The 22,961-nt window shown below is 70.2% G+C and carries 29 protein-coding genes and 1 tRNA gene; 26 read left to right on the top strand and 4 right to left on the bottom strand.

What is annotated here, in order from left to right:
* Nucleotides 1-29: 29 nt before the first annotated feature.
* Nucleotides 30-1,010, bottom strand: coding sequence for an ATP-binding protein (locus tag ASE20_RS15050; RefSeq protein ID WP_056895383.1), 981 nt, complete (start codon nt 1,008-1,010; stop codon nt 30-32).
* A gap of 292 nt (nt 1,011-1,302) precedes the next feature.
* Here ASE20_RS15050 and ASE20_RS15045 point away from each other — a divergent pair, with 292 nt between their 5' ends.
* Nucleotides 1,303-2,796 (top strand): NAD(P)/FAD-dependent oxidoreductase, encoded by a 1,494-nt coding sequence (locus ASE20_RS15045; RefSeq protein WP_056895382.1) that lies wholly within the window; start codon nt 1,303-1,305, stop codon nt 2,794-2,796.
* 84 nt (nt 2,797-2,880) lie between these two features.
* Here ASE20_RS15045 and ASE20_RS15040 read toward each other — a convergent pair whose 3' ends face one another.
* Nucleotides 2,881-3,522 (bottom strand): PaaI family thioesterase, encoded by a 642-nt coding sequence (locus ASE20_RS15040; protein WP_056895381.1) that lies wholly within the window; start codon nt 3,520-3,522, stop codon nt 2,881-2,883.
* Between the two features lie 86 nt (nt 3,523-3,608).
* On the opposite strand from ASE20_RS15040, the gene ASE20_RS15035 reads away from it, so the two are divergent.
* Complete coding sequence (locus tag ASE20_RS15035; RefSeq protein WP_056895380.1) at nt 3,609-4,133, top strand: GNAT family N-acetyltransferase; 525 nt, start codon at nt 3,609-3,611, stop codon at nt 4,131-4,133.
* A 9-nt stretch (nt 4,134-4,142) separates the two neighbouring features.
* On the opposite strand, the gene ASE20_RS15030 is transcribed toward ASE20_RS15035, so the two are convergent.
* A complete protein-coding gene (locus ASE20_RS15030; RefSeq protein ID WP_056895379.1) occupies nt 4,143-5,300 on the bottom strand; it encodes a hypothetical protein in 1,158 nt (385 codons plus the stop codon).
* A 170-nt stretch (nt 5,301-5,470) separates the two neighbouring features.
* Between ASE20_RS15030 and ASE20_RS15025 the strand changes: the two genes are divergently transcribed.
* The 5 genes from ASE20_RS15025 (at nt 5,471) to ASE20_RS15005 (ending at nt 7,807) form a co-directional block, all read left to right on the top strand.
* A complete protein-coding gene (locus tag ASE20_RS15025; RefSeq protein ID WP_056895378.1) occupies nt 5,471-5,893 on the top strand; it encodes a Fur family transcriptional regulator in 423 nt (140 codons plus the stop codon).
* A gap of 188 nt (nt 5,894-6,081) precedes the next feature.
* Nucleotides 6,082-6,154, top strand: a tRNA-Lys gene (locus ASE20_RS15020).
* A gap of 186 nt (nt 6,155-6,340) precedes the next feature.
* Nucleotides 6,341-6,724, top strand: a complete 384-nt coding sequence (locus ASE20_RS15015; protein WP_056895377.1) for a hypothetical protein — start codon at nt 6,341-6,343, stop codon at nt 6,722-6,724.
* Nucleotides 6,725-6,825: 101 nt separating this feature from the next.
* Entirely contained in the window at nt 6,826-7,326 is a 501-nt protein-coding gene (locus tag ASE20_RS15010) for a hypothetical protein (protein ID WP_056895376.1), read from the top strand.
* A gap of 55 nt (nt 7,327-7,381) precedes the next feature.
* Nucleotides 7,382-7,807, top strand: coding sequence for a hypothetical protein (locus ASE20_RS15005; protein ID WP_157538462.1), 426 nt, complete (start codon nt 7,382-7,384; stop codon nt 7,805-7,807).
* A 57-nt stretch (nt 7,808-7,864) separates the two neighbouring features.
* Here ASE20_RS15005 and ASE20_RS15000 read toward each other — a convergent pair whose 3' ends face one another.
* Nucleotides 7,865-8,911 carry a hypothetical protein gene (locus tag ASE20_RS15000; RefSeq protein WP_157538461.1) on the bottom strand — a complete coding sequence of 349 codons (1,047 nt, stop codon included), beginning with the start codon at nt 8,909-8,911 and terminating at the stop codon, nt 7,865-7,867.
* A 249-nt stretch (nt 8,912-9,160) separates the two neighbouring features.
* Between ASE20_RS15000 and ASE20_RS14995 the strand changes: the two genes are divergently transcribed.
* The 19 genes from ASE20_RS14995 to ASE20_RS14910 all read left to right on the top strand — a co-directional run bounded on the left by ASE20_RS14995 (nt 9,161) and on the right by ASE20_RS14910 (nt 22,952).
* Nucleotides 9,161-9,367 carry a helix-turn-helix transcriptional regulator gene (locus ASE20_RS14995; RefSeq protein ID WP_056895373.1) on the top strand — a complete coding sequence of 69 codons (207 nt, stop codon included), beginning with the start codon at nt 9,161-9,163 and terminating at the stop codon, nt 9,365-9,367.
* Nucleotides 9,368-9,590: 223 nt separating this feature from the next.
* Nucleotides 9,591-10,352: a hypothetical protein gene (locus ASE20_RS14985; protein ID WP_056895371.1), complete on the top strand. Its 762-nt coding sequence runs from the start codon at nt 9,591-9,593 to the stop codon at nt 10,350-10,352.
* A gap of 166 nt (nt 10,353-10,518) precedes the next feature.
* Nucleotides 10,519-10,794, top strand: coding sequence for a hypothetical protein (locus ASE20_RS14980; protein WP_056895370.1), 276 nt, complete (start codon nt 10,519-10,521; stop codon nt 10,792-10,794).
* Nucleotides 10,791-10,979 carry a hypothetical protein gene (locus tag ASE20_RS14975; RefSeq protein ID WP_056895369.1) on the top strand — a complete coding sequence of 63 codons (189 nt, stop codon included), beginning with the start codon at nt 10,791-10,793 and terminating at the stop codon, nt 10,977-10,979. The genes ASE20_RS14980 and ASE20_RS14975 overlap by 4 nt, the downstream gene beginning before the upstream one ends.
* Nucleotides 10,976-11,239, top strand: a complete 264-nt coding sequence (locus ASE20_RS14970; protein ID WP_056895368.1) for a hypothetical protein — start codon at nt 10,976-10,978, stop codon at nt 11,237-11,239. The genes ASE20_RS14975 and ASE20_RS14970 overlap by 4 nt, the downstream gene beginning before the upstream one ends.
* 138 nt (nt 11,240-11,377) lie before the next feature.
* The gene (locus tag ASE20_RS14965) at nt 11,378-11,974 is read left to right on the top strand and encodes a hypothetical protein (RefSeq protein ID WP_056895367.1); all 597 of its coding nucleotides are present in this window, start codon (nt 11,378-11,380) and stop codon (nt 11,972-11,974) included.
* The gene (locus ASE20_RS14960; protein WP_056895366.1) at nt 11,974-12,216 is read left to right on the top strand and encodes a hypothetical protein; all 243 of its coding nucleotides are present in this window, start codon (nt 11,974-11,976) and stop codon (nt 12,214-12,216) included. The genes ASE20_RS14965 and ASE20_RS14960 overlap by 1 nt, the downstream gene beginning before the upstream one ends.
* 2 nt (nt 12,217-12,218) lie before the next feature.
* Complete coding sequence (locus ASE20_RS14955; protein ID WP_056895365.1) at nt 12,219-13,043, top strand: hypothetical protein; 825 nt, start codon at nt 12,219-12,221, stop codon at nt 13,041-13,043.
* Nucleotides 13,043-13,627, top strand: coding sequence for a hypothetical protein (locus ASE20_RS14950; protein ID WP_056895364.1), 585 nt, complete (start codon nt 13,043-13,045; stop codon nt 13,625-13,627). The genes ASE20_RS14955 and ASE20_RS14950 overlap by 1 nt, the downstream gene beginning before the upstream one ends.
* On the top strand, nt 13,620-16,367 hold the full coding sequence (locus tag ASE20_RS14945; RefSeq protein ID WP_056895363.1) for a hypothetical protein: 2,748 nt from the start codon (nt 13,620-13,622) through the stop codon (nt 16,365-16,367). The genes ASE20_RS14950 and ASE20_RS14945 overlap by 8 nt, the downstream gene beginning before the upstream one ends.
* Nucleotides 16,368-16,612: 245 nt before the next feature.
* Nucleotides 16,613-16,906 (top strand): hypothetical protein, encoded by a 294-nt coding sequence (locus ASE20_RS14940; protein ID WP_056895362.1) that lies wholly within the window; start codon nt 16,613-16,615, stop codon nt 16,904-16,906.
* A 1-nt stretch (nt 16,907) separates the two neighbouring features.
* Nucleotides 16,908-17,069: a hypothetical protein gene (locus tag ASE20_RS24775; protein ID WP_157538459.1), complete on the top strand. Its 162-nt coding sequence runs from the start codon at nt 16,908-16,910 to the stop codon at nt 17,067-17,069.
* The gene (xerC, locus tag ASE20_RS14935; protein WP_056895361.1) at nt 17,066-18,334 is read left to right on the top strand and encodes a tyrosine recombinase XerC; all 1,269 of its coding nucleotides are present in this window, start codon (nt 17,066-17,068) and stop codon (nt 18,332-18,334) included. The genes ASE20_RS24775 and xerC overlap by 4 nt, the downstream gene beginning before the upstream one ends.
* Nucleotides 18,335-18,714: 380 nt before the next feature.
* Nucleotides 18,715-18,918, top strand: a complete 204-nt coding sequence (locus tag ASE20_RS14930; RefSeq protein WP_038681651.1) for a cold-shock protein — start codon at nt 18,715-18,717, stop codon at nt 18,916-18,918.
* A gap of 162 nt (nt 18,919-19,080) precedes the next feature.
* Nucleotides 19,081-19,236 (top strand): hypothetical protein, encoded by a 156-nt coding sequence (locus tag ASE20_RS25170; RefSeq protein ID WP_164483676.1) that lies wholly within the window; start codon nt 19,081-19,083, stop codon nt 19,234-19,236.
* 91 nt (nt 19,237-19,327) lie between these two features.
* Nucleotides 19,328-19,636: a metal-sensitive transcriptional regulator gene (locus tag ASE20_RS14925; RefSeq protein ID WP_056895360.1), complete on the top strand. Its 309-nt coding sequence runs from the start codon at nt 19,328-19,330 to the stop codon at nt 19,634-19,636.
* 25 nt (nt 19,637-19,661) lie between these two features.
* A complete protein-coding gene (locus ASE20_RS14920; RefSeq protein ID WP_056895359.1) occupies nt 19,662-19,868 on the top strand; it encodes a heavy-metal-associated domain-containing protein in 207 nt (68 codons plus the stop codon).
* The gene (locus tag ASE20_RS14915; protein ID WP_056895358.1) at nt 19,868-20,722 is read left to right on the top strand and encodes a hypothetical protein; all 855 of its coding nucleotides are present in this window, start codon (nt 19,868-19,870) and stop codon (nt 20,720-20,722) included. Before ASE20_RS14920 ends, ASE20_RS14915 begins: the two co-directional genes overlap by 1 nt.
* Nucleotides 20,712-22,952, top strand: a complete 2,241-nt coding sequence (locus ASE20_RS14910) for a heavy metal translocating P-type ATPase (protein ID WP_056895357.1) — start codon at nt 20,712-20,714, stop codon at nt 22,950-22,952. The genes ASE20_RS14915 and ASE20_RS14910 overlap by 11 nt, the downstream gene beginning before the upstream one ends.
* The last annotated feature ends 9 nt before the right edge of the window (nt 22,953-22,961 follow it).

The following is a 22,961-nucleotide window of genomic DNA, read 5'->3' as shown; positions in this document are numbered from 1 at the left end:
GCTAGGGCGACACGCCCTGGCGTTGCTGGTCAGAGGGCGCGGGACGGTGCGCCGGACCCGGCGCCGCCCTGCCAGGCGACGGGTGGCGCGCCGGCAGCCTGGCGCCGGAACTCGCCGAGGAACCAGATCTGGAAGGCCCGCTGGTCGGGCAGCCGCGGCGCGGTCAGCAGCCGCTGGGCGCGGCTGAAGTCGTCGGCGGCGTCGAGCAGGTCGATCAGCCCACCGATCTGCCGGGCGCTCTCCCGGGGCATCCGCAGCCGCAGGTCGACCGACGTGCGGCCCTCGCCGTGGGCCTCGTCGACCTGCTCGCGACCCATGTTGGAGCGCAGCGGCCGCTCGAGCGCGTCGAAGTGCTCGGAGAGGACCTTGGCCAGGGGGTAGTCGTCCTCGTGGGCGAGGGCGAGCAGGCGGATCTCGCGACGCAGGTCGCGGTAGTGGCGCTGGAAGCGGCCGAAGGCGACCACGGGGACGCCGTTGATCTGGACGGCGACCTCGCCGACGCGGGTGTGGTCCTCGGCGAAGGGGCTGTGGCTGTAGGTCAGCTGGATCGGGGTGCCCTCGACCTCGGAGAGCTCGTCGGCCGGCTCGAACCAGACCGCCTTGCCCTCGTCGTCGATCTCGGCGCCCCAGGCGATCGAGGCGCGGGAGACGATGTCGAGCCCGCGACCGACCGTGGTCAAAGTCAGCAGCTGCTCCTCGTCGAGGGCGTCGAAGGCGTCCAGGTCGAAGGCGTCGAGGTCGAAGCCGCCCGCCTGCGTCGAGGGCTGCGGCGGGATCGTCGACCCGTCGTGGACCTCGAAGCGGGGGTGGTCGGTCGTACCGCTGAGCTGCATCCGGACCGGCGGCTCACCGTGGAGGACGGCGTTGGTGACCAGCTCGGAGATGGCCAGCTCGGCGCAGTCGACGAGATCATCCCGGCCGATCTCGCGGCAGGTGGCGACGACCCAGCGGCGCGCGTCATGCACGCTGCGTGGCCCGGGGGCCAGCTCCAGGGTCTGCCGGTGCTGCACGGATGGACCTTCCACGGTGTCAGTGCCCGAGTCTCGTCGGTAGGTGAGGCCTGATCCCGAGTTGAATACCCGGTTGAACTCGCAACCAAACCAACCGTTCAACGCGGATTTGGTGACGGCCCGAACTGACTAGACCCGACTGGCCCGGACACCGTCCGATCAGTGTGACCTACCAGACCCCCACCTCGGTTGGGCGACGCGGAGCCGAGGCGGGAGAATGTTTCCGTACGACTTTCGTCACACGCGACGAGCCGTCGACCGATCACCGAAACGCTCCCCAGGAGGAAGCACAATGGCAGCAGGCGACACCCAGCCGGATCTGCCCGACCGCGTCATCGTTCCCCGCTCCGACAAGCACCAGGTCGTCGTGATCGGCTCCGGCTTCGGCGGCCTCTTCGGCACCAAGGCGCTGCGCAAGGCCGACGTCGACGTCACGATGATCGCGAAGACGACGCACCACCTGTTCCAGCCGCTGCTCTACCAAGTGGCGACCGGCATCCTCTCCGAGGGCGAGATCGCGCCCCCGACGCGTGAGGTCCTGGCCAACCAGAAGAACGCCCAGGTGCTGCTCGGCGAGGTCACCGAGGTCGACCTCGAGAACCGGCTGATCACCTCCCACGTCCTCGGTCGCGAGCTCGTGACGCCGTACGACTCCCTGATCGTCGCCGCCGGCGCCGGCCAGTCGTACTTCGGCAACGACCACTTCGCCGAGTTCGCGCCCGGCATGAAGAGCATCGACGACGCCCTCGAGCTGCGCGGCCGGATCTTCGGCGCCTTCGAGATGGCCGAGCTCGGCGCCGCCCGCGGCGAGAACGTCGACCACCTGCTGACCTTCGTGGTCGTCGGCGCCGGCCCCACGGGCGTGGAGATGGCGGGCCAGATCGCCGAGCTCGCCCACCGCACGCTGACCCGCGACTTCCGTGCCATCTCGACCCGCCAGGCGCGGGTCATCCTCGTCGACGCCGCTCCGCAGGTGCTGCCGCCGTTCGGCGCCAAGCTCGGCAAGTGGACCCAGGAGAAGCTCGAGGCCCTCGGCGTCGAGGTGCTGCTCGGCGCGATGGTCACCGACGTCGACGAGCGCGGCCTGACCGTGAAGTACAAGGACGGCAGCGAGCAGCGCATCGAGGCGGTGGCCAAGGTGTGGGCCGCCGGCGTCCAGGCGAACCCGCTCGGCAAGCAGCTCGCCGAGCAGACCGGCGCGCCCCTCGACCGGGCCGGCCGGATCTCGGTCAACCCCGACCTGACGCTCCCGGGCTACCCCGAGGTCTTCGTGGTCGGCGACATGATCTCGCTCGACAACCTCCCGGGTGTCGCGCAGGTCGCGATCCAGGGCGCGAAGTACGCCGCCAAGGAGATCGACGGCCGCCTTCAGGGCAAGCCCGCGCAGGCGCCGTTCAAGTACTTCGACAAGGGCTCGATGGCGATCATCAGCCGCTTCCGCGCGGTCGCGATGGTCGGCAAGCTCCGCCTGACCGGCGTCGTGGCCTGGCTGATGTGGCTGGTCGTCCACCTCTTCTACATCACCGGCTTCAAGAACCGGGTCACCGCCGTGATCCGCTGGGCCGTCTCCTTCCTCGGCAAGGGTCGCTCCGAGCGCACCTCGACCGAGCAGCAGATCTTCGCCCGGGTCGCCCTCCAGCGCCTCGCCCGTGGTGCGACCGACCTGGTCTCCGAGCCCGGCGAGTACGACGACGCCGAGCGCCGTCGTACCGAGCTCGAGGCCCAGGCGGCCGAGGAGGCTCGCCTGAGCGACGAGAACAAGCGTGGGGTGAAGGTCGGCGGCTGACGCCGGCCTTTGCAGGAATCCCCGCTCAGGCGGGGATTCCTGCGCTTGATGACGGTTGCACCCGTCATCAAGCGCAGGAGAACGTCACGAACCCTCGGTGCGGAAGGCCCGCGGCAGGATGAAGACGCCCTCGGCCTCGGCGGTGACGCCGTTCGGGCCGATGATGTGCGCCTTCGCCCAGGTCTTGATGCCGTCCTCGCGGTCGACCCACGCCTCGATCCGCAGGTCGCCGAGGGGCGTGCCCTGCCGGTAGACGATGGTCAGGGTGCCGGTCATCCCCGGCCGCCCGGCCGCGCCGACGGCGTGACCGAGCACCTGGTCGAGGACCAGCGACACCACGCCGCCGTGCACGAGTCCCGGCGGGCCCTCGAAGGCCGGGCCGCAGTGGAAGTCGGCCTCCGCGCGGCCGCTCGGGTCGCTGTGGACCTCGATCGGCGGCGCGATGGGGTTGCGCAGCCCGATCACCGGGTTGCCCCACGGCCGGCGGCGGCCGCCGGTGAGGTGCTCCTGCCCCAGGGTCTGGGTACGGCGGACCTTCCGCAGCCGCGCGACGGCGGCCTCGACGTCGGCCTGGGCCGCCCGGACCTCGTCCTCGTCGACGTCCGACATGACGCAGAGGTCGACCAGCTCACGCGCGGCCGCGGCGAGCGGGCGCCAGACCCGCGCCTGACGCTCGACCTCGGCGGTCTCGTCCACGGGGGCGTCGGAGGGCAGGTGCCAGTTCATGCCCGCCAGAGTAGAACACGTTCTCGTTTCGCGCTGCGCCGAATCCCGCTCGCACCCGACCGCGCCCGAGTGGTGGGATGGATGTCATGACCGCACTGGTGCTGCCCGACGTCGCCCGCTGGGAGAGCTGGGTCGCGATGGTCGAGGACTTCGGCGGCCCGGCCGAGATGCACGGCTCCGGCCACTGGTTCCTCGACGGCGACCCGGTCCCGACCCGTGCCGGCTGCGAGGCGTTCGTGACGATGACCGAGGTGACCGCGCCGGGCGACCTCGACGGCCTGCGGGTGCCGTCGACGTACTTCTGGATCGCTGCCGGCGACGGCGGGCCGCACGACGAGCTCGTCGGGTTCCTCAACCTGCGCCACCTGCTCAACGACTTCCTGCGCGAGGAGGGCGGCCACATCGGGTACGCCGTCAAGCCGTCGGCCCGGCGCCGCGGGCACGCCTCCGAGGCGCTGCGACTCGCCCTGGTCGCGGCACGTGACCTGGGCATCGCGAAGGTGCTGGTCACCTGCGACGAGGACAACGAGCCGTCAGCGCGCACGATCGAGGCGAACGGCGGCGTCCAGGAGGACGTCCGCAACGGCAAGCGCCGCTACTGGATCGGCTGAGCCCCCGGGTCAGCGAGCCGCGTCGGCGTAGCTGTCGCTGGCGTCGTAGCCGGGGCGGAGGTCGGGGCGCAGCCGGTAGAGCGCGCTGGTGAACCAGTGCGCGTCGACCATGCTCTCGTTGACGACGACGAGCGGGAGGCCGGGGCGCTCGAAGAGCACCGTCCAGCGGCGGTGACCCGGCTCGCCGATGATCGCGATGGTCGTGTGGTTGCCGGAGATCTCGACCATCTCGCTGTGGCCGGCGCGGGTCACCGTGAGCTTGCCGCGGCGGATGGTGATCTCGGTGGTCACCATGCTGGCGCGCACCGCCCACACGGTCAGGGTGAGGACGCCGAGCACGCTGGCGATCACGATCATCGCGGGTGTGCGGTCCAGGCTGGCGAGGTACGACGCCGCGCCGGTCGCGAGCGCGGAGGCGAGCAGCACCCATGCCAGGGCGCGGCGTGCGCCCTTGCGGACCGGGAAGGTGACGTCGGTGGTGGCCTCGACGGAGTTGAGGTTCTCCTCGGGCTCGGTCCAGCGGCCGCGGCGCACCGGTTGCGTGGTGGGGGCTTCGTAGTGGGGTGCGGGCCGGTCGGAGGCCTGGTACTTCGTGCGGCCCGCCGGCGCGCTGACCCGCACCGACTTCGACGCGCGGCCGGTCGGCGCCGGGCGTTCGACGGGCTGGTCGCCCTTCTCCTTGCCGGACTTCTCCTTGCCGGGCTTCTCGTTGCCGGACCTCTGCTTGTCGGCCCTGTCGGGCCGCGCCTTCGCGCGCGGCGGGTCGTCGGCGCGCAGCGCGTCGACCACGGAACGACCCGCGGCCGTCGAGTCGGCGCCCGGGCTGCCGGGGCCTGCGGGCGTGTTCCTCGAAGGCGTCTCGTCGCCGAGCGCGTCGAGCACGGACCGGCCCGCGTCGCGGGTGTCGGGCCAGCCAGCGGTCGGCCGGGAGGTGGGGGCCGTGGGCGGGGCGGGCGTCTCGTCGACGACGTCGTGGGGCTCGTCGGTCTCCGTGGGCTCGGCGGGCTCGGTGGCCTCGGGGACGCGAGGGGTGTACGTCGGCACCTCGGCCGTGAGGGTCCCTCGGGGTGCGCCGACGACGCGCGCGTCCTTCGCGTAGGTGGCGCGCTTGGCCAGCCAGGCACGGATGGTCTCCGTGTCCGGTCCGAACTCGTCATTGCTCCCCACGACGGAGTCCTCCCTTCCCTCTCCGACCAACGAGCGTACCCCCGCTCTAAGTTCGACGTCGTCGTTACCAAGTACCCGAGTCGATGGTCCGAATTGACCAGCGGGCATGCGTCGAACGGACGGGGGTGGACACGGTAAATTGAGAGTGATTCCCAACCGCTGGAGGTCGAGTGACCGGCACCGACGAGCGTCCGACCGCGCTCCGCCCCACCAGGCAGCGCCTCGCGATCACCGCTGCGCTGAGCGACGCCGTCGACTTCCAGAGCGCCCAGGAGATCCACGACGTCCTGCGCCGCGGCAACGACAAGGTCGGTCTCGCCACCGTCTACCGCACCCTCCAGGCCATGGCGGAGTCCGGCGAGGTCGACGTCCGGCACGGCCCGGCCGGCGAGGCGTCGTACCGTCGGTGCAGCGCGTCGCACCACCACCACCTGGTCTGCCGCTCTTGCGGCCGCACCGTCGAGATCACCGGCTCCGCCGTCGAGAAGTGGGCCCACGCCGTCGCCGACGAGCACGGCTTCACCGACGTCGCGCACACCGTCGAGCTGATCGGGCTGTGTGCCGACTGCAGTGCCGCGGCCCGCGGCAACTAGCGGTCATCTCCGGACGTTCTTCGGGTGTCCTGCGCCCCGGGCACGCACCTCGCGGCGTTGCCGACGCTTGCGAGACGACCCGGTATGGCTCGAGCGCGAGGTCTGAGCGAAGCGGCCTTTGCGATGCACGCACCCGGCGCACAGGCCACCCCGCACAACTTCCGGAGATGACCACTAGAGTTCCCTGCGGGCCGTTAGCTCAGTTGGTAGAGCACCGGACTTTTAATCCGAGGGTCGTCGGTTCGAGCCCGACACGGCCTACTCCCGGTCTGACCTGCGCAGACTCGATTCACACTCAGATCGAGCTGTGAGGTCGTTCCGACTGCGTTCCGATCATTCGCGATCATTCGCGATCATCAGGCACCTGTTCGGAATCAATCGGAACGGAACAGGAACGGAACCCGGCCTCGATTCACCGGAGGTGAGCATGACCGCCAGGAGGCGCCCGTGTTCACCCTGCACACCACCAGCTACCGCCACTTCAACCCGCGGATGGGCACCGCGATTCGGACCAGCATCGGCCACCCGCGGTGGCGTCTGCCGTACGCGCTCGACATCAAGTTGACCGAGCTGATGCCGTCTCGGGCGATGCTCAACCTGCCGTACGGCGAGTACGAGGACCGCTACCTGCGGCAACTCGAGGAGGTCGGAGTCGAGCACCTCGAGCAGCGTTTCCAGGCAATCGCCGTAGCCGTAGCTGACACCAGGCTCGTGCTGCTGTGCTTCGAGAGCCTGGCCGAGCCAGGCGACTGGTGCCACCGCCGGATGTTCGCTGACTGGTGGGAAGTCCAGACCGGTGAACCCGTCCGAGAGCGTCGGGGAGCGCGCTGATGTCGACCGCTGGAGTCGCTCGACCGTCGGAGCTGGATGCGATGATGGGCCCACCTCGCACCGACGATCGGCGCAGGGGTGATCGTCCGGAGGTGAGGTCCATGGTCGACGTCGCCCCGATCGCGGCCGAACAGGCTCGCCTAGTCGCAGGCCGTCTCTACCGACAGGCTCGAAGGGGGCGCGACCGAGGCGAGGTCACAGCCGAGATCGAGCTGGTGGCGCAGCAGGCCGGCCTGACGTACCGGGAACTCGTCGATGCTGTCCTCGCGGCCCAGCGGCGTTGGGAAGCATCTGTGCCGACTGACACCTACGGCCCAGGCGACCGCGTGATCGATTCGAACGGGACCGAGTACGACGTCACCGAGCTGTTGGGGGCGGTCGGAGAGAGTCCTTGGTTGCGGCTCAGGCGAGTCGCCGATCAGCGAGACCTGACATGGTTCCCAGGCCCGAGGCTCCGCCTGATCCGCCGCGCCGATGCTGAGGTGGACGCGACGCCTGAGAAGGACCCCGTTGAGCTGTGGGCCCGCTCGGTGGTCGACCCGGTGATCGCGAAGGCCGAGCAGCGGAGGACCGCGGCCGGGAGTCGGCACCGACCTCGCTGAGTCCCTCGCGCGGAGTTCGGCTGCGCGCGGACAGGTGTGCTCCTACGCTGCGGTCATGAAGTCTCAGGGCGCGTTGCTGGCGCTGCTCACGGGCGGCGCTGTTGTTGCTGTCGCGGCCACGGCGACGGTCGCGTTGGTCGTGCTCGACGACGATGACGGCCCGACGCGAAAGACCGACTCGCCCAAGACCGAGCGCCTGGTCCTCGCTGACGCCTATGAGGCGTGCGACCACGGCGACGGGGCGGACCGGCTTTCCCTGGCCGACGGCGGGCACTCGATCATCGTCTCCGCGCCGGACGACCAGCCGATCGACGCCCTAGCCTGCGTGCTCAACGAGCTCGGCACCAGTGAGGCGATCGTGGCCCAGATGGAGACCACGACGTCGATGATGGGCCGGCAGTCGGCGAACCAGGACGGCATCGGCTACGAGTGGAGCTACCACCCCGACAACGGCATGAACATGACCATCGCCGACGAGTGAGTCTCAAACTTCTAACGCTCCGGGCACTCGCCCCCAGCCGCCGCGACAGCCGCGAGGCTAGCGGCGCGGGGCAGGTGGCCGCATCGTCTCCTTGGGGAAGAGTTGCAGCGCGGCTTCGTAAGCCCTGTCCCATGCGTCGGCGTCCAGCCAAGGCTTCTGTGAGACGTGCTCGTACTGGTGCCTCAACGCCTTCAAGTTGACGCCGTACGGCCCCGGCTGGTCGTATGCCACAACGCCCCAATCGCAGACCACCCATTGGGGAGGGCAAAGTTCGATCGCCTTGCGCTGATCGTGGTCGGCGCGCGCAACCTCGAGCAGGTCAGCCAGGCCGCTGAACAGCGCGGCGACGTCGAATGAGGCGGGCGTGTGCTGCGCGAGCGCCGTGCCAAGATTGACGAGTACATCGACGGCGCTCGCCGACTCAGGCCAAAAGACAGTCGCCAGGGCGCGACCGTTGATCTCCTCGATCCGGATTCGGAGCGGAAGAACGCTCGCCCCGTCCACGGCAAAGCTGACGTAGAGGCGCGGGGACGAGCCACGCACAGCTACCCTCGGCGGCCGGTCGTAGGTGACGAGACCTTGGCGGCCGGCGCGGTTGAGCGCCTCCCAGACTGCCTCGCGGGACGCATCTGATCGAAGGGCCGCGAAGGCGGCCCCTGTCGCCTCAGATTGGGCAGCCAGGCGCGCTTGGACCTCCGAATTGACGTCGCTGAGCCGTTGGTCGACGTCGGCGCGGAGCGCTGCGACCTGCTCGGTGAGGGCAGTCGCGTTCTCGGCGGCTTCCGTGCGAACCTGCTCAACCTGGTCCGCTGTCTCGGCGCGCACCTGTTCCACCTGCTCTGCGGTGCGCTCCTCCAGCTGATCGAGATGGTGGTCCAGCGACCTGGTCAGGAAGTAGAACGGCGCGAACAGCGCCATAGACGAGCCGACGGTCATGAGCACGTCTCGCAGCCAGCCGTCGTCGACGCCCGGGCCAGGGATTAGCGACGCGCCTATGAGGCCGATTCCCGCGCAGCCCAGCAGCGCGACGAACTGTGGTCGCCACCCTGCACTCCGCCACCAGCGGAAGGCGCGAACGAGAAGGCCGCGGGGGGTCGAATCCACGCAGCCGACCCTATCTGCAGAGCGCCCGCGATGCCGATCGCGAGTGATGATCCGCGCTCAACCGAGGCGCTGAGTAGTCTGATCTCATCAGTTCGCGACCGCACGCGATCAGGTCCCTCAGTGGCAGCAGCACCCAACCTGCGGAGCTTCGAAAGCACCCGGTGATCGACTCGCCGCGACTGCCGTGAAGCCCGGCCAGCAATGGCCACCCCACCCGGGTGCTGCGTGCTTTTCGAGAGGACCGGTCCCATGTCGTCGACCGCCATTCAGCTTCCCGGGTACGTCTCCGATGCCGAGGCCGCCGAACTGCTCGGCTACTCCGTCGTCAACCTCCGTCGGCTGCGCCGCCTCGGAGAGGGCCCGCGATACATCAAGCGGGGTCAGCGGGTGTGCTATCGCCTCGCGGATCTCTCCAGTTGGCTGGACGAGGGCATCGTGGACCCGAGGGCAAGCTGATGTGGGACCCGCCCACCTGCTCGCAAGACGTTCGGGAGGCCCGGGAAGCGGAGCTCGAGGCTGCAGCTGCCGATGACCGCCGGCGGCGGATCGACGAGCTGCTCCACGAGCAGTTCTGCCGCGACGCCTGGATCGGAGAAGACGAGGCAGGCCGGCCGAAGCCGTGCCCGGTCTGCCACGCGGGTGTGTCCGAGCGTCTGGCGCGCTCTCGCGGGGTACTCGCGTGAGCCGCGGGATCGCGCCGATGGACGTCGACGGCGACCGCCCGGCTGTCGCATGGGTCACGTCGCTGCCCGCTGACTGGACGACCCCGCGGGAGCGCCTCGTGCTGATGCTGCTCGCGCTCGACACGTACGACCGGCGGCCGCCGTTCAGGTGCCGGCCACGCATGGCGTGGCTGGCGGCGTGGAGCGGCGAGCACAGGCAGCGGATCTCCGAGGCTGTCTCCGCCCTGGCCTCGGCGACCGCCACCCGCCCGGCGCTCCTGCAGCGCGAAGGATCGAACAGCGGCAAGAACGGTCGCGCCGGCAATCGGTACGTCCTGCTCACCGAAGTGTCCGCCATGCCGGACGCTTCGCGCGAGGAAATGTCCGCAGAACTGTCCGGCGAAGTGTCCGCGGAAGTGTCCGCCCAGCCGGACAACCTCCCTAGCCCTCTCCCTCTCCCCAGTTCCGACTCGCTTCGCTCGTCGGCATCAACGCTGCCGCGTCGACGGCCGATCGACGACGGCATCGATCCGGAGTCAGACGATCCGTACACGCGCTTCGACGCCGTGGAGTGGTACCTCGATGCCGACCACGGACTGAAACTCGCTGACGTCGACGGGTACACGGCAGACCGGCTCGCCGAGGCCAGCTCAATGCACCCGAAAGCGATCGCCAACGTGCTCGCTCAGGAGGTCCGGGTGGCCCTTGCCCGCCGTCCAAGCGTGCGGACCGGTCACGTGTCAGACGCCCACAACGACCCCTGGCGGGCAGCGCAGTGATCCGCATCGAGTTCGACGTCATCACCGACACCGTCGACGAAGCACGCGCCGTCTTGGGGTTGCTGGCAGACCTAGGAATCGAGGCGCGCGCAGACCTCGACCAAGTGGGATCGCGGCCTCGCCCGCACCTGGTGGCTGTGCCGTCGACCGGTCGGGGGGCCGCGTCGTGACCGGCCTCCGCGAGCAGGCCGAGCGTCTGGCCGACATGGTCGTTGAGATCGCTGGCCTCGACAGCCGCCGTGGCGCCGTCGTGGACACCCTCGTCGGCGCCGAGCTCCACCTTGGCCGCGAGCTCCTTCTCGTCGCCGTGGTTGAGGAGCTGGCCCACCGTTGCGCGGCATCGCCTGGCTCGTGGGACACGTCGGGCGAGCTGACCCGCGCCGCGGTCGACACAGCTGCCGACCACTGCCGCGACCGCGGCCCGACCGGAGGTATCCGATGACAGGCCTGGAGCACCAGACGGAGACGCTGCCCCGGGCAGCGTTCATGGTCGTCCTCAGCGGCTCCTGCCCTGTGCACGAGGACGCCGTCGCCGAGACTCCGTGTTGGACGATCCTGGGCGACGGCCGGCCGCGGGTGGCGGTCTGCGGCGACCGGGTACGCCGTCACCTGGAGCGTGCGAAGTGACTGCCCTGGCCGACGACCGCGCCGTTCAGCTGGCTGCGCTGGCGCTCCAGTCTGCCCGGACCGCACCGGAGCCGGGAGATGTCGCCGCGGCGCTGACTGACGCCGGCTGGCTCGCGCACCCGCACGTCCTGGCCGACGTCGTCGAGGTGCTCGCCCACGAGTGCCGCCGGCAGCGGGCGGTCCTGCTCGAGGTCGCCCACGAGATCCGGACCGTTGTCGCCGACGTGACGAGCCGAGACGAGGGGAGCAGCAGTGCCTGAGCCCCGACGACTGCTCACCAACGCTCCCGGCGCCCTCGTACGCGGTTCACGGTCGCCGACCTGCCCGCGCTGCGGCATCCATATCGGCAAGAAGGAACGAGCCTGTCGCGACTGCCAGCCGTACCTCGAGGACCCCGCATGACGGGGTCCAGCGGTCACCTGAACCCCTGGGACCGCCAGCCAGGCGAGAGCAACCCTGCATGGGAGGCCTTCAAGGCGTACCGCGACATAGGCCTGTCGAGGAGTACAGCGAAGGTTCAGCAGAGCATCGGCAAGTCGAAGCGCCTCATCGACGGCTGGTCATCGCAGCACGCGTGGGTGTTGCGGGCGCGTGCCTGGGATGCCGAGCAGGACCGGCTCTGGCAGACCGAGCTCCGCGACGCTCGGCGAGAGCTGGCGAAGCGGAACGTCAATGTGGCGAGGGCCTTGCTCACCGTCGGAGGGAAGGGCTTGGCCGAAATCGCCGCGGCCCCGGGAGCACTTCGTCCGAACGAGGTGGCCCGTTTGGTAGAGGCGTCGGCTCGGATCCAGCAGCTCCTCCCCGCGGACGAGGTTGGCCGGTCGGCGCTCGATGACGACATCGACCTCGACGAGCTCACGGACGAGGAGATCGTCCACCACCTCCTTGCGCTCAAGCGCGAGTTGGAAGCAGACCTGGCGGAGTACGTGGGCCTTGTCGACGGCGACACCGGCGACGACCCGATGACCACAACCCCCTACGAAGGAGACGACTGATGAAGAGGACGTACAGAGGCGACCGGCCACTGGTGGCAGGTCGCGAAGGGCCCGGGAAGAACGGCGGGGCCTTCGGTATCCGCTCGCTGCGAAAGCGAGTCGCCGAGCTCGAGAGGAAGAAGGCCGCTGGTGGGCTGACTCGCACGGAGAGCGTGGCGCTGCAGCGCTTCAAGCAGGTCCTTCCCCCTGACCGCGAGGCCGAGATCCGGCTCGCCCTGGGGCTCAACGAACAGGAGAACTGACGATGAAGAAGATCAAGATCGCCGGCCAGGAGATCGAGGACGGCGTGCTCACCCTCGAACAGTGGGACGCCTGGCGGAAGATCCCGGGTATCCAGCCGGGACACCGCCAGGGCTCCCCGGTTCCGGACGTGCTGTCCGACGCCCCGGAGTTCGCAGAGCTGCACAGGGTGCGCCAGCGGCTCATCGAGTCCGAGCAGCAGAACGGCGAGGCCGCGGCTTCGATGGATGCTCGTAACCGGGAGCGGATCGCGCAGCACCGGCGAGACCTCGCCGCCGCGACCTTGCAGGGACTAGAGGCGCCGCCGCGCCCCGAGCTGGAGGAGTGGCAGGGGCTCGAGCACGCAGTGGACTTCTTCACGGGCTACCACGTGATCCTCGAGGCCGTAGAGCGGCACCTCCTGCGTGAACGTGCCGACGACTGGCGGGACCACATCCGCCGGAAGGCACGCAAGACGCACGTCAAGCGAGCCCAGGCCCAGCAAGCCCTCGCTGAGGCCGAGGAGTTGATGGTGCCGTTCGACGCCGCTCGTCGCGAGGTGGACGCTGCTGTCGAGCGGGCAGCACGCCGCGGCCGCGGTTCCTCCGCGGAGCCGGCTTTCGGCGAGTCGGTGGAGGAGCCGGCCGCCGCGGTCGACCCGAACCCGATCCCGGCCAACGTGCCCGGCGAGCCAGTCGGCGCCAGTGACAGGGTGGTCCGCGATCGGCGCCGCGATGAGTCGGACAGCCTGGAAGCGCTGCCCAGCGAACTGCAGGACGTCACGGAAGGCCTCCTCCAACAGCGGATCGACGACAACCCGCGCCGCAGGCCTCGGTTGGGTGCCCGCTGATGACCGCGCAGACGAACGACACGACGGAGCCAGCCGTCTGGGCCGCCGCCATCGAGCGGCTCGCCAACCGGCCGCTGCCCGAGGAGTGGATCACCCTGCACGACCGGGCAGCGGTCCAGGCCGTCGCAGCTGCCCGCGTCCAACTCACCCGGATCCGTCGTGAGGTTGCGGCCCGCCACACTGACGACGACGTGCCGGTCGACGAACACCCGAACGTAGTGGCCGCCCAGGCGGTGGTCGACGAGAAGACCGCCGCTGCCGCCGACCTCGCGATCGAGTTCCACCTCCGCGCGATGCGGCCGGACCGGTACGACGCCCTCCAGCGCGCACATCCCCCGACTGACGACCAGGCCAAGCTCGGGATGGTCTTCAACCCGGAGACGTTCTTCCCGGCCCTGGTCGCCAGCTGTTCGGTGAAGCCCCTGACCGTCGACCAGGCGACCGACATCGTCAATGCCGGCACCCGCGGCGACGCAGGGCGCCTGTTCATGGTGTGCCGAAACCTCAACGAGTCGTCCCAACTGACCGTCGGCCGGCCCCCGGGCCGTACGACGACGACCGAGGAGGTGAGCGGCGATGAGTGAGGCGCAGTCGCTGTACGTGATCCTGTCCGCCAACGCGACGCAGTACCAGCGGGTCATGGAGGCCGCGTCGAGGGAGATGCGGAAGTTTGGCGGCGACGTCGACGACAGCAGCCGCAAGCTCGACGACGCCGGCCAGGCGCTCGACCGCTACTCCGGCCGCCTCCGGATCGTGCTCGACGCCCTCGGCGCAGCCGGATCGGCGTTCATCCCGCTCGGAGGCGTTGCCGCGGCCGGGGCGGCGGGCCTTGGTGGGCTCCTCGGCGCTGCTGCGGTTGGTGCCGGCGGTCTGCTGGTCGCAACCCGGGGCGTCGGGGACGCGCTGAAGGAGGTCGAGAAGGCGCGCCTCGAGCCGACGGTGGCGAACCTGCAGGCCGCCGAGCTTGCGCTCGACCGCATCGCTCCCGCGGCCCGGGAGTGGGTCCGGGAGTTCGAGCAGCTGATGCCGCTACTCGAGGGCATCCGCGACTCCGGCGCCCAGGAGCTGTTCCCGGGGCTCACGGAGAGTTTGCGCAACGTCGAGCAGCTCGCGTCGGTGTTGGAGGACATCGTCGCTGCGACCTCGCGCGCAGGTGGCGACGCGGCTGCCTCGGCGACGGCGTCGCTGACCACCGACCGGTGGGCGCCGTTCCTGGGGTTCCTTGAGAACGAGGCGCCGGCAGCGATCCGCGACGTCACCGAGCTCGTCGGCACCCTCGCCCACGCCGGGGCGGAGCTGTGGATGTCGTTCGACCCGGGGAACGACCGGTTCGTGTCCTGGCTCAAGGACGTCGCCAACGGGTTCGACGAGTGGGCGTCGTCGCCCCAGGGCCGGCAGGACGTCGAGCGATTCCTCGACTACGTGCAGCAGAACGGGCCCGCGGTCGAGGAGTTCGTTGTCGCGATCGCCGAAGCGTTCGCGCAGGTGACCCAAGCCGCCGCGCCGCTCGGTGGCCCGGTGCTGCAGATCCTCACGGGGTTCGCGAAGGCCGTCGCTGCGATCGCTGACAGCGACCTCGGTACGCCGATCTTCACTGCCATCGCCGGGTACACCGCCCTGAACCGGGTGCTGCAGGTGACGGCCGGGCTCCAGACTCGGATCGCCGGCTCGAGTGCCTTGGGAGATGGGCTCCGGGCCGGCGGCGTGGTTGGTGGCATCAAGGCGCTCCGCGGGCAGGAACGCGACATCCGCGCCACCGCCGCGGCTGCCGCAAAGGGCACCGCTGCGCTCGCGGGCCTGACCGTCGCGGCCACCGGTGCGGCTGACGGCGTCGGGCTCAGCAACACGGCCTCGCTGGCCATGTTGGGCACCCTCGCCGGCCCTTGGGGCGCCGCGGTAGGTGCTGGTGCCGGGATCCTGCTCGACTTCGCATCCGCCGGTGACAAGGCCGCCGACGGGCTCAAGCTCGTCAACGACGGCCTCGCCGCGACCGAGCTCGAGACGAAGAAGGCCGCCCTGGCACAGCTGAAGGAGCAGTACGCCGACTTCCTCGAGCCGTCGTCGGGCTGGTGGGACGGCTTCACAGACGACTTCAAGGCCGGGCTGATCGTCCTCGGGGGTGGGGGCGACGAAGCGGCCGCGACCGCCGACAAGATGCGCCGCCTGGCCCGCGAGATCCGTGAGCTCGAGGACACCGAGCGCGGCGTCGCCGCACAGGAGCGCGTAGTCGAGCACCTCCGGGTGAACCGCCAGGCCGCCATGGACACGGCGGCGTCATTCATCACCCTTGGGAAGTCGTTGAACGACAGCGAGGTGTCGCTCGGCGACTGGATCGGCGAGCTCGAGGAGCAGACCCGCGCGCTCCGCGACTTCCGGATCAACGCGGAGGAAGCGGCCGACCGCGGGCTCCGCCGCGGCCTGATCAGAGAGCTGGAGGCAGCCGGCCGCGAGGGCGCGCTCCGGCTCGCCCAACTCGCTGACGCCAGCGAGACCGAGATCCGGCGCGCCAACCGCGCCTGGGCCGCCGGCCGGCGCGAGGCCGAGCTGTACGGCACCGGTGTCTACGCGGCCGTCGAGGCGTTCCGGGATCTGCCCAAGGAGGCCCGGACCTACATTCGCGCGATGGGGATCCCGGAGACCATGGCTGAGGTTGAAGACCTGGTCACGCTGTACGACCTGACAGGCAAGGAGCGAAAGGCGCTGATCCGCCTCGTCGACCACGCCTCGGGCCCGATCCAGGACGTCATCGACAAGCTGAACGGCGTCGACGGCAAGTCAGTCGACACGTTCATCAACGTCTTCAAGCGGAACCTCACCACGGGTGGCGGCGGGCGTCAGCCTGGTGGGATCGACGAACTGCTCGGCGCCGATCCGAAGCGGGAGGACGCGAACGGCGGCCTGTACGACGGACCGCGCCGCGCCTTCGCTGGCGGCGGCTACGGCTCCGGCGGGCGCTACTACGACCGGGTGTCGCAGATCGTCAAGGGCGGCGCGAACATCCTGTGGGGCGAGCAGGAGACCGGCTGGGAGGCCTACATCAGCGGGAAGCCGTCCCAGCGCGAGCGCAACCTCGGCATCTGGGCCGAGACCGGCCGCCGGCTCGGCGTCGAGCGAGGGCCCCGCGGACGCGAGTCCGCGTCCGGTGGCCGCAGCGGCAGCCGGACCGTGGTCGTCCAGGCGGCCATGCCCGACGCCGTCGAGCTCGTCGTCGACGGGCACAGCTTCACGGCGTACGTCCGCGGCCACGCCGCCGACGTCGCATCCCGCCAGCTCGACGTCGCGGACCGCAACGGAGAGTCCAACGAGAGGATGAACTGGTCGTGACCGAGAGCATCGCCCGCGCCAGCGACCTCTCCCTGGTCGCAGCGCGTCGTACGACGCTCCACAGCCTCGCTGAGGCGCTTCCAGCCGGTCGCGCAACAACTCCTCTGCCCGTCCTGTTCGAGGTCCGTATCGGGGAGGTGACGACATGCGGAATCACCTCTTGCGTGGGGCAAGTCCGATCCCTAGGTTGTGATCAACGTCATACCCACCCGGGGTATACGGATCCCAGCTCAAAGGAGCACTCGATGACCGCCATGACGCTCGACCTGGACCGCATCCAGCACCTGGCCAGCACCGCCGGCTATCCGCCCCTCACCACCGACACGGCTCGCAGGATCGTCGGCGTCATCGCAGGGACACCCGACCCTGCCGACGACAGCGGAGACGAGATCTGGGACCTGGCCTGGGCCGTCGCGACCCACCTCCTCGAGAAGCTCAGCCCGCAGTTGGCTGACGATGTCATGGAGGTGGGCTGGATCGCCGAGCAGATCTACCCGATCTGCCGGGATGCCGCCGCGGTGGCCGGAGAGGTGGCCTGACATGGCGCTCAGCGTCGCCCGCATCCGAGCCCTGGTCGAAGACGAGTCCGTCGACCTGCCGCCGATCAGCTGCGAACAGGCCCGCGTCACCCGGCTCATCCTCGAGGTCGGCCAGCGCGACCGCCTGGCGAGGGAGAAGCGCGAACAGGACCAGCGGCAATGACCAGGAAGAAGCAGGTCGCCAGGGTCGCCGAAGGGATCACCGACCGCTGGTACAAAGCGAGCGGAGACCGCTCTGCCCGCTACGGCCACACCGGCCCAGCCGGCTCGCCCGACCCGAACCGGTACCTCGCCCGCTGGAAGCCCCCGCACGCGAAGGAGCAGTCGAAGACCTTCGCCACGGTCGGTGACGCGCAGCGTTGGCTTCGGCACCAGAAGACGGCCCACGACAACGGGGAGTGGATCCGGCCCGACCGGGCCAACGTGAAGCTTGCAGACGTCCATGCCGAATGGTGGCCGCAGTGGCAGGTCCGAGGCGCCTCCGGGCGGCCGCTGAAGCCGTCCACCATCGCCGGGTACGCCGACTTGTGGCGCTTGCTCGTCGAGCCCACCTTCGGCGGCCGCCCCGTGTCGGCGATCCGCACGGGAGCGATCTCCAAGTGGGCCTCGCAGCTGTCGGCCGACGGCGTGTCGGCGTCAAGGATCAGACAGGCACACCGAGTGCTCAGCTTGGTGCTCGATCACGCTGTGCACGATGACCGCCTACGGATCAACCCGGCAAAGGGCGCGCGCCTGCCCGCCGAGCGCGCGAGGTCGACGAGGGCGGCGATCACCGCAGCCCAAGTCCTCGAGCTCGCCGATGCGGTCGCTGTCGCACAGGGTGCCGAGAATCCGGCGTACCGGACTATGGTCCGGTTGCTGGGCTTCACGGGACTCCGCCTCGGCGAGGTCTCCGCGCTGCGAGTGCGGGACCTCGACCTGGACCGCCTCGAAGCCGGTGCCCGGGCGCCGGCCGTGACCGTCCGCGCGACGCTGTCCGACATCAACGGACGACTCATCGAGGGCACGCCCAAGTCCGGCCGCACCCGGGTGGTGCCCCTGCCCCCGGACCTGGTGCCGGAGCTCCGCGACGTCGCGAAGGGGAGGAAGCCGGGCGACCGCGTCTTCACTAGCCCGCGCGGCGACGACCTGCGGCCGAGCAACTTCCGGCGCCGGTACTGGAAGCCGGCCGCGGCATCGATCGGCAAACCGGACCTCGTCATCCACGAGCTGAGGCACACGGCCGTCAGCCTCGCCGTCGAGGCGGGCGTCTCGCTGGCGCAGATCGCGAACATGGTCGGGCACGCTGACCCGGCGATCACGGCGAAGGTCTACAGCCACCACTTCGAGGACCAGCTCGGCAGCGTCGGCGCTGCCCTCAACGGGCCGCTTTCAGCTGCCCTTTCGGAATCACGTCGGAACGACGGCCCCGGTCTCGCGGCCGTCTGATCAGAAAACCACCGCTCACCTCCCCAAACGCGACGCCGCGGCCAAGCTCGACCCCACACCTTTTAATCCGAGGGTCGTCGGTTCGAGCCCGACACGGCCTACTCCCGGCGTCGTTTCCTGCTCCGTCACGTGTGCGTAGCAGAACCTTCATGGCAGATCGCGAGATCGTTGCAGCAGGGAGGTTCCCTTGTCGGCGCCGATTGGTAATGTCGGGTTTGCAGCGGATGCAGTTTCGGAAGGTTCAACGCCTGCGGAGATTGTGGCCGACGGCGTATCTGGTTTGTGGTGTCCCCATCACGGGTCGGAGCGACGTGTCATTCCATCCGCTGTGGGTCGCCGAGGTGGCGGCTCTCGCCCCGACACAAGGAGTTACGAGCACAATGGCTCAGGGCACCGTCAAGTGGTTCAGCGCCGAGAAGGGCTTCGGATTCATCGAGCAGGAGGGTGGCGGCGACGACGTCTTCGTCCACTACTCGGCGATCCAGTCCAACGGCTACAAGTCGCTCGAGGACAACCAGAAGGTCGAGTTCGACGTCACGCAGGGTCCCAAGGGCCCGCAGGCGGAGAACGTCCGTCCCCTCTGATCCAGGCCTCGCCTGACTGAGGAGACTCACGTCTTCAGTGGAGCCCCGCCGGGTCCGGCGGGGCTCCACGAACTTTTGCGGAACTTTTTGGGTTTGCAACCCCGATCAGGGGGGAAGATGAGATCAGTTGACCGTTCTGGCTCCGAGCCGAGGGAGGGACTGATGGCCGATCAGTTCGACGTGACCCTCGAGGACCGCGACCTCCTCGTCGAGGTCGAGCTGACCACGAACCTCATCATCGCCGCCAGTGCCTCCGACGACCGGCTGCCGCTGGCGGAGATCGACCGCATCCTGGGAGTGGGTTCACCGGGCGCCTGACGCCCGCCGTGCCCGCTGACCGCTCGTCCTCCGGGACGGGCGGTTTTCCTTTGCCTTGATCTGCATAGGGTAGGGGGGTATGGTTTCGGACATGACCGAGGGCCACGCGCACCAGCACAGCTACATCGCCAACCGCACCAAGGACGACTACCTCAAGCGGCTGCGCCGCATCGAGGGCCAGGCGCGGGGGCTCCAGCGGATGGTCGAGGAGGAGCAGTACTGCATCGACATCCTCACCCAGGTCTCCGCGATGACGAAGGCACTCCAGTCGGTCGCCCTCGGCCTGCTCGACGAGCACATGGCGCACTGCGTCGTGAACGCCGCGCGCGAAGGAGGTGCGGAGGCCGATATCAAGCTCAAGGAGGCCTCCGATGCCATCGCCCGCCTCGTCCGTTCCTGAACCCCGTCCCCCGAGGAGACCCGACATGAGCACCTCCCAGACCTTCACCGTCACCGGCATGACCTGCGGCCACTGCGTCGCCTCCGTCACCGAGGAGGTGCAGGAGATCCCCGGCGTCGAGGACGTCGCGGTCGACCTGGCCTCCGGCGCCGTCGTCATCACCAGTGCCGAGCCCGTCGCGCGGGAGGCCGTCGAGGCCGCCGTGGCCGAGGCCGGTTACGCCCTCGCCTGATGAGCACCTGGCAGAGGGTCGCCGGCTTCGCCGTGGCGGTCGCCGTCGTCTTCGCGGCGTCGTTCGGCATCGGCAGGGCGGTCGGACCCCTAGACGCCGACACCGAGGAGCACGGTCACGACGACCGGCTCTCGGTCACCCCGGCGAGCGGGCTCGAGCTCGACCTCGCCCGGACCCGGTACGACGCCGGGAGCCAGCGCCTGCTGTTCACCATCCGCGACGGATCCGGTGAGCCGGTGACCGCCTACGACGTCCAGCACGAGAAGCAGCTCCACCTGATCGCGGTCCGCCGCGACCTGGTCGGCTACCACCACGTGCACCCCACGCTCGACACGCAGACCGGCCAATGGCAGGTCCCGGTCGACCTGACCGACGGCGACTGGCGCCTGTACGCCGACTTCCTGCCCACCGGCGGGAAGGCGCAGGTGCTGGAGGCCGACATCGAGGTCGGCACCGGCCGGCCGACCGAGCTGCGTGCGGTCAACGACACCGCCGTGCTGCCGGGCGGCTACGAGGTCCACCTCGAGCGCACCGACGACATGGCGACCTTCCATGTCACCAGGGACGGCGAGGAGGTCACCGACCTCGAGCCCTACCTCGGCGCCTACGGCCACCTGGTCGCGATCCGCGCCGGCAGCCTCGAGTACGTCCACGCCCACCCGGAGGACGGCGAGCCCGGTCCCGAGGTCGGCTTCCACGTCGAGCTGCCCGAGGCGGGCACCTACGGCCTGTGGCTGGACTTCCAGCACGACGGCGTGGTCCGCACGGCCGCGTTCATGGTCGAGCAGGGCGAGTCCGCCGACGTACCCACCGAAGAGACCACCGAGCAGGAAGGCGAAGGACATGACCACTGACGTCGAGCTGGTGCTGACGGGCATGACCTGCGCGTCCTGCGCCAACCGGATCGAGCGCAAGCTCAACAAGCTCGAGGGCGTCACGGCCACGGTCAACTACGCGACCGAGAAGGCCAAGGTGTCCTACGACGACACGATCCGCCCGGAGGACCTGGTCTCCGCCGTCGAGCAGGCCGGGTACGGCGCCACACTGCCCCGTCCGCCGGCCGCCGCGTCCGACGGAGTCGGGGTCGAGGAGCCCGACCCGTCGGCCCCGCTGCGCCAGCGGCTGCTGGTCTCGGCGGTGCTCACGGTCCCCGTGGTCGCCATGGCGATGGTGCCGGCACTGCAGTTCGACAACTGGCAGTGGCTGTCGCTGACCCTGGCCGCGCCGGTCGTCGTGTGGGGGTCCTGGCCCTTCCACCGCGCCGCGTGGACCAACCTGCGCCACGGCACCTCCACGATGGACACGCTGATCTCGCTGGGCACCCTGGCCGCGCTGGGCTGGTCGCTCTACGCGCTGTTCTGGGGCACGGCCGGCATGACCGGCATGAAGCACCCGTTCGAGCTGACCATCGAGCGCAGCGACGGCAGCGGCAACATCTACCTCGAGGCCGCGGCCGGCGTCACCACGTTCATCCTCGCCGGACGCTACTTCGAGGTCCGCTCGAAGCGTCGGGCCGGGGCTGCGCTCAAGGCCCTGCTGGAGCTCGGCGCCAAGGAGGCCGCGGTCCTCGGGCCCGACGGCGTCTCCGAGGTGCTGGTGCCCATCGGTGAGCTGAAGGCGGACGACCTGTTCGTCGTACGGCCGGGGGAGAAGGTGGCGACCGACGGGATCGTCGAGAGCGGCAGCTCCGCGGTCGACGTCTCGATGCTCACCGGTGAGTCCGTCCCGGTGGAGGTCGCCGCCGGCGACGCGGTCGTCGGCGGTTGCGTCAACGCCGGCGGGCGGCTCGTCGTCCGGGCCACCCGGGTCGGCGGCGACACCCAGCTCGCCCAGATGGCGCGGCTCGTCGAGGACGCGCAGAACGGCAAGGCCCAGGTCCAGCGCCTGGCCGACCGGATCTCCGGCATCTTCGTGCCGATCGTGCTCCTGCTCGCGGCCGGCACCCTCGGGTTCTGGCTCGGTACCGGCAACGGTGCGGGTGCGGCGTTCACGGCGGCGGTCGCCGTCCTGATCATCGCCTGCCCCTGCGCACTGGGTCTGGCCACGCCGACCGCGTTGATGGTCGGGACGGGCCGCGGCGCCCAGCTCGGCATCCTGATCAAGGGGCCCGAGGTGCTCGAGTCGACCCGCACGGTCGACACGATCGTGCTCGACAAGACCGGCACGGTCACCACCGGCCGGATGGCCCTGCGCGACGTGGTCGCCGACGACGGCGAGGACGCCGACCAGGTGCTCCGGTACGCCGGGGCGCTCGAGGACGCGTCCGAGCACCCGATCGCCCGGGCGATCGCCACCGCGGCCCGCGAGCAGGGCGGGCTGCCGACGGTCGAGGACTTCGCCAACGTCGAGGGCCTCGGCGTCCAGGGCGTGCTGGTCGACGGCGAGGCGAGCCACGCCGTGCTCGTCGGTCGCCCCCAGCTGCTGGCCGAGTGGTCGCAGCACCTGACGCCCGCGCTGCAGGAGGCGTTCGCCGAGGCCCAGCGCACCGGCGGCACGGCCGTCGCGGTCGGCTGGGACGGCCGGGCCCGCGGGATCGTGGTGGTCGCCGACGCGGTCAAGCCGACCTCGGCCGCCGCCATCGCGCAGCTGCGTGCCCTCGGGCTCCGGCCGGTGCTGCTCACCGGGGACAACGCGGTGGTGGCACGGACGGTCGCCGCCGAGGTGGGCATCGCGGACGAGGACGTCATCGCCGACGTGCTCCCGGCCGACAAGGTCGACGTCGTGGCGCGGCTGCAGGGCGAGGGCAAGGTGGTCGCGATGGCCGGCGACGGCGTCAACGACGCGGCCGCGCTGGCGAAGGCCGACCTCGGCCTCGCGATGGGCACCGGCACCGACGTGGCGATCGAGGCCAGCGACCTGACCCTCGTGCGCGGCGACCTGCAGGTCGCGGTCGACGCGATCCGGCTCTCGCGGCGGACCCTGGCGACGATCAAGGGCAACCTGTTCTGGGCCTTCGCCTACAACGTCGCCGCCCTGCCGCTCGCCGCCGCCGGCCTGCTCAACCCGATGCTGGCCGGGGCCGCGATGGCCTTCTCCAGCGTGTTCGTGGTCAGCAACAGCCTCCGGCTGCGCCGCTTCCGCTGACGGGCTCTG

Source organism: Nocardioides sp. Root240, assembly GCF_001428825.1.
In the GTDB taxonomy this organism is placed as follows: Bacteria; Actinomycetota; Actinomycetes; order Propionibacteriales; family Nocardioidaceae; genus Nocardioides.
The sequence above is the reverse complement of the archived record's forward strand: the minus strand, read 5'-3'. Positions and strand labels throughout refer to the sequence as shown.

Excerpts from the sequence above, each read along its gene's own strand:
- ASE20_RS15045 (WP_056895382.1), top strand. The coding sequence starts at position 1,303 with ATGGCAGCAGGCGACACCCAGCCGGATCTGCCCGACCGCGTCATCGTT.
- ASE20_RS15040 (WP_056895381.1), bottom strand. The coding sequence starts at position 3,522 with ATGAACTGGCACCTGCCCTCCGACGCCCCCGTGGACGAGACCGCCGAG.
- ASE20_RS15035 (WP_056895380.1), top strand. The coding sequence starts at position 3,609 with ATGACCGCACTGGTGCTGCCCGACGTCGCCCGCTGGGAGAGCTGGGTC.
- ASE20_RS15010 (WP_056895376.1), top strand. The coding sequence starts at position 6,826 with ATGGTCGACGTCGCCCCGATCGCGGCCGAACAGGCTCGCCTAGTCGCA.
- ASE20_RS15005 (WP_157538462.1), top strand. The coding sequence starts at position 7,382 with ATGAAGTCTCAGGGCGCGTTGCTGGCGCTGCTCACGGGCGGCGCTGTT.
- ASE20_RS14995 (WP_056895373.1), top strand. The coding sequence starts at position 9,161 with ATGTCGTCGACCGCCATTCAGCTTCCCGGGTACGTCTCCGATGCCGAG.
- ASE20_RS14975 (WP_056895369.1), top strand. The coding sequence starts at position 10,791 with ATGACAGGCCTGGAGCACCAGACGGAGACGCTGCCCCGGGCAGCGTTC.
- ASE20_RS14965 (WP_056895367.1), top strand. The coding sequence starts at position 11,378 with ATGACGGGGTCCAGCGGTCACCTGAACCCCTGGGACCGCCAGCCAGGC.
- ASE20_RS14960 (WP_056895366.1), top strand. The coding sequence starts at position 11,974 with ATGAAGAGGACGTACAGAGGCGACCGGCCACTGGTGGCAGGTCGCGAA.
- ASE20_RS14955 (WP_056895365.1), top strand. The coding sequence starts at position 12,219 with ATGAAGAAGATCAAGATCGCCGGCCAGGAGATCGAGGACGGCGTGCTC.
- ASE20_RS14950 (WP_056895364.1), top strand. The coding sequence starts at position 13,043 with ATGACCGCGCAGACGAACGACACGACGGAGCCAGCCGTCTGGGCCGCC.
- ASE20_RS14945 (WP_056895363.1), top strand. The coding sequence starts at position 13,620 with ATGAGTGAGGCGCAGTCGCTGTACGTGATCCTGTCCGCCAACGCGACG.
- ASE20_RS14940 (WP_056895362.1), top strand. The coding sequence starts at position 16,613 with ATGACCGCCATGACGCTCGACCTGGACCGCATCCAGCACCTGGCCAGC.
- ASE20_RS24775 (WP_157538459.1), top strand. The coding sequence starts at position 16,908 with ATGGCGCTCAGCGTCGCCCGCATCCGAGCCCTGGTCGAAGACGAGTCC.
- xerC (WP_056895361.1), top strand. The coding sequence starts at position 17,066 with ATGACCAGGAAGAAGCAGGTCGCCAGGGTCGCCGAAGGGATCACCGAC.
- ASE20_RS14930 (WP_038681651.1), top strand. The coding sequence starts at position 18,715 with ATGGCTCAGGGCACCGTCAAGTGGTTCAGCGCCGAGAAGGGCTTCGGA.
- ASE20_RS25170 (WP_164483676.1), top strand. The coding sequence starts at position 19,081 with ATGGCCGATCAGTTCGACGTGACCCTCGAGGACCGCGACCTCCTCGTC.
- ASE20_RS14925 (WP_056895360.1), top strand. The coding sequence starts at position 19,328 with ATGACCGAGGGCCACGCGCACCAGCACAGCTACATCGCCAACCGCACC.
- ASE20_RS14920 (WP_056895359.1), top strand. The coding sequence starts at position 19,662 with ATGAGCACCTCCCAGACCTTCACCGTCACCGGCATGACCTGCGGCCAC.
- ASE20_RS14915 (WP_056895358.1), top strand. The coding sequence starts at position 19,868 with ATGAGCACCTGGCAGAGGGTCGCCGGCTTCGCCGTGGCGGTCGCCGTC.
- ASE20_RS14910 (WP_056895357.1), top strand. The coding sequence starts at position 20,712 with ATGACCACTGACGTCGAGCTGGTGCTGACGGGCATGACCTGCGCGTCC.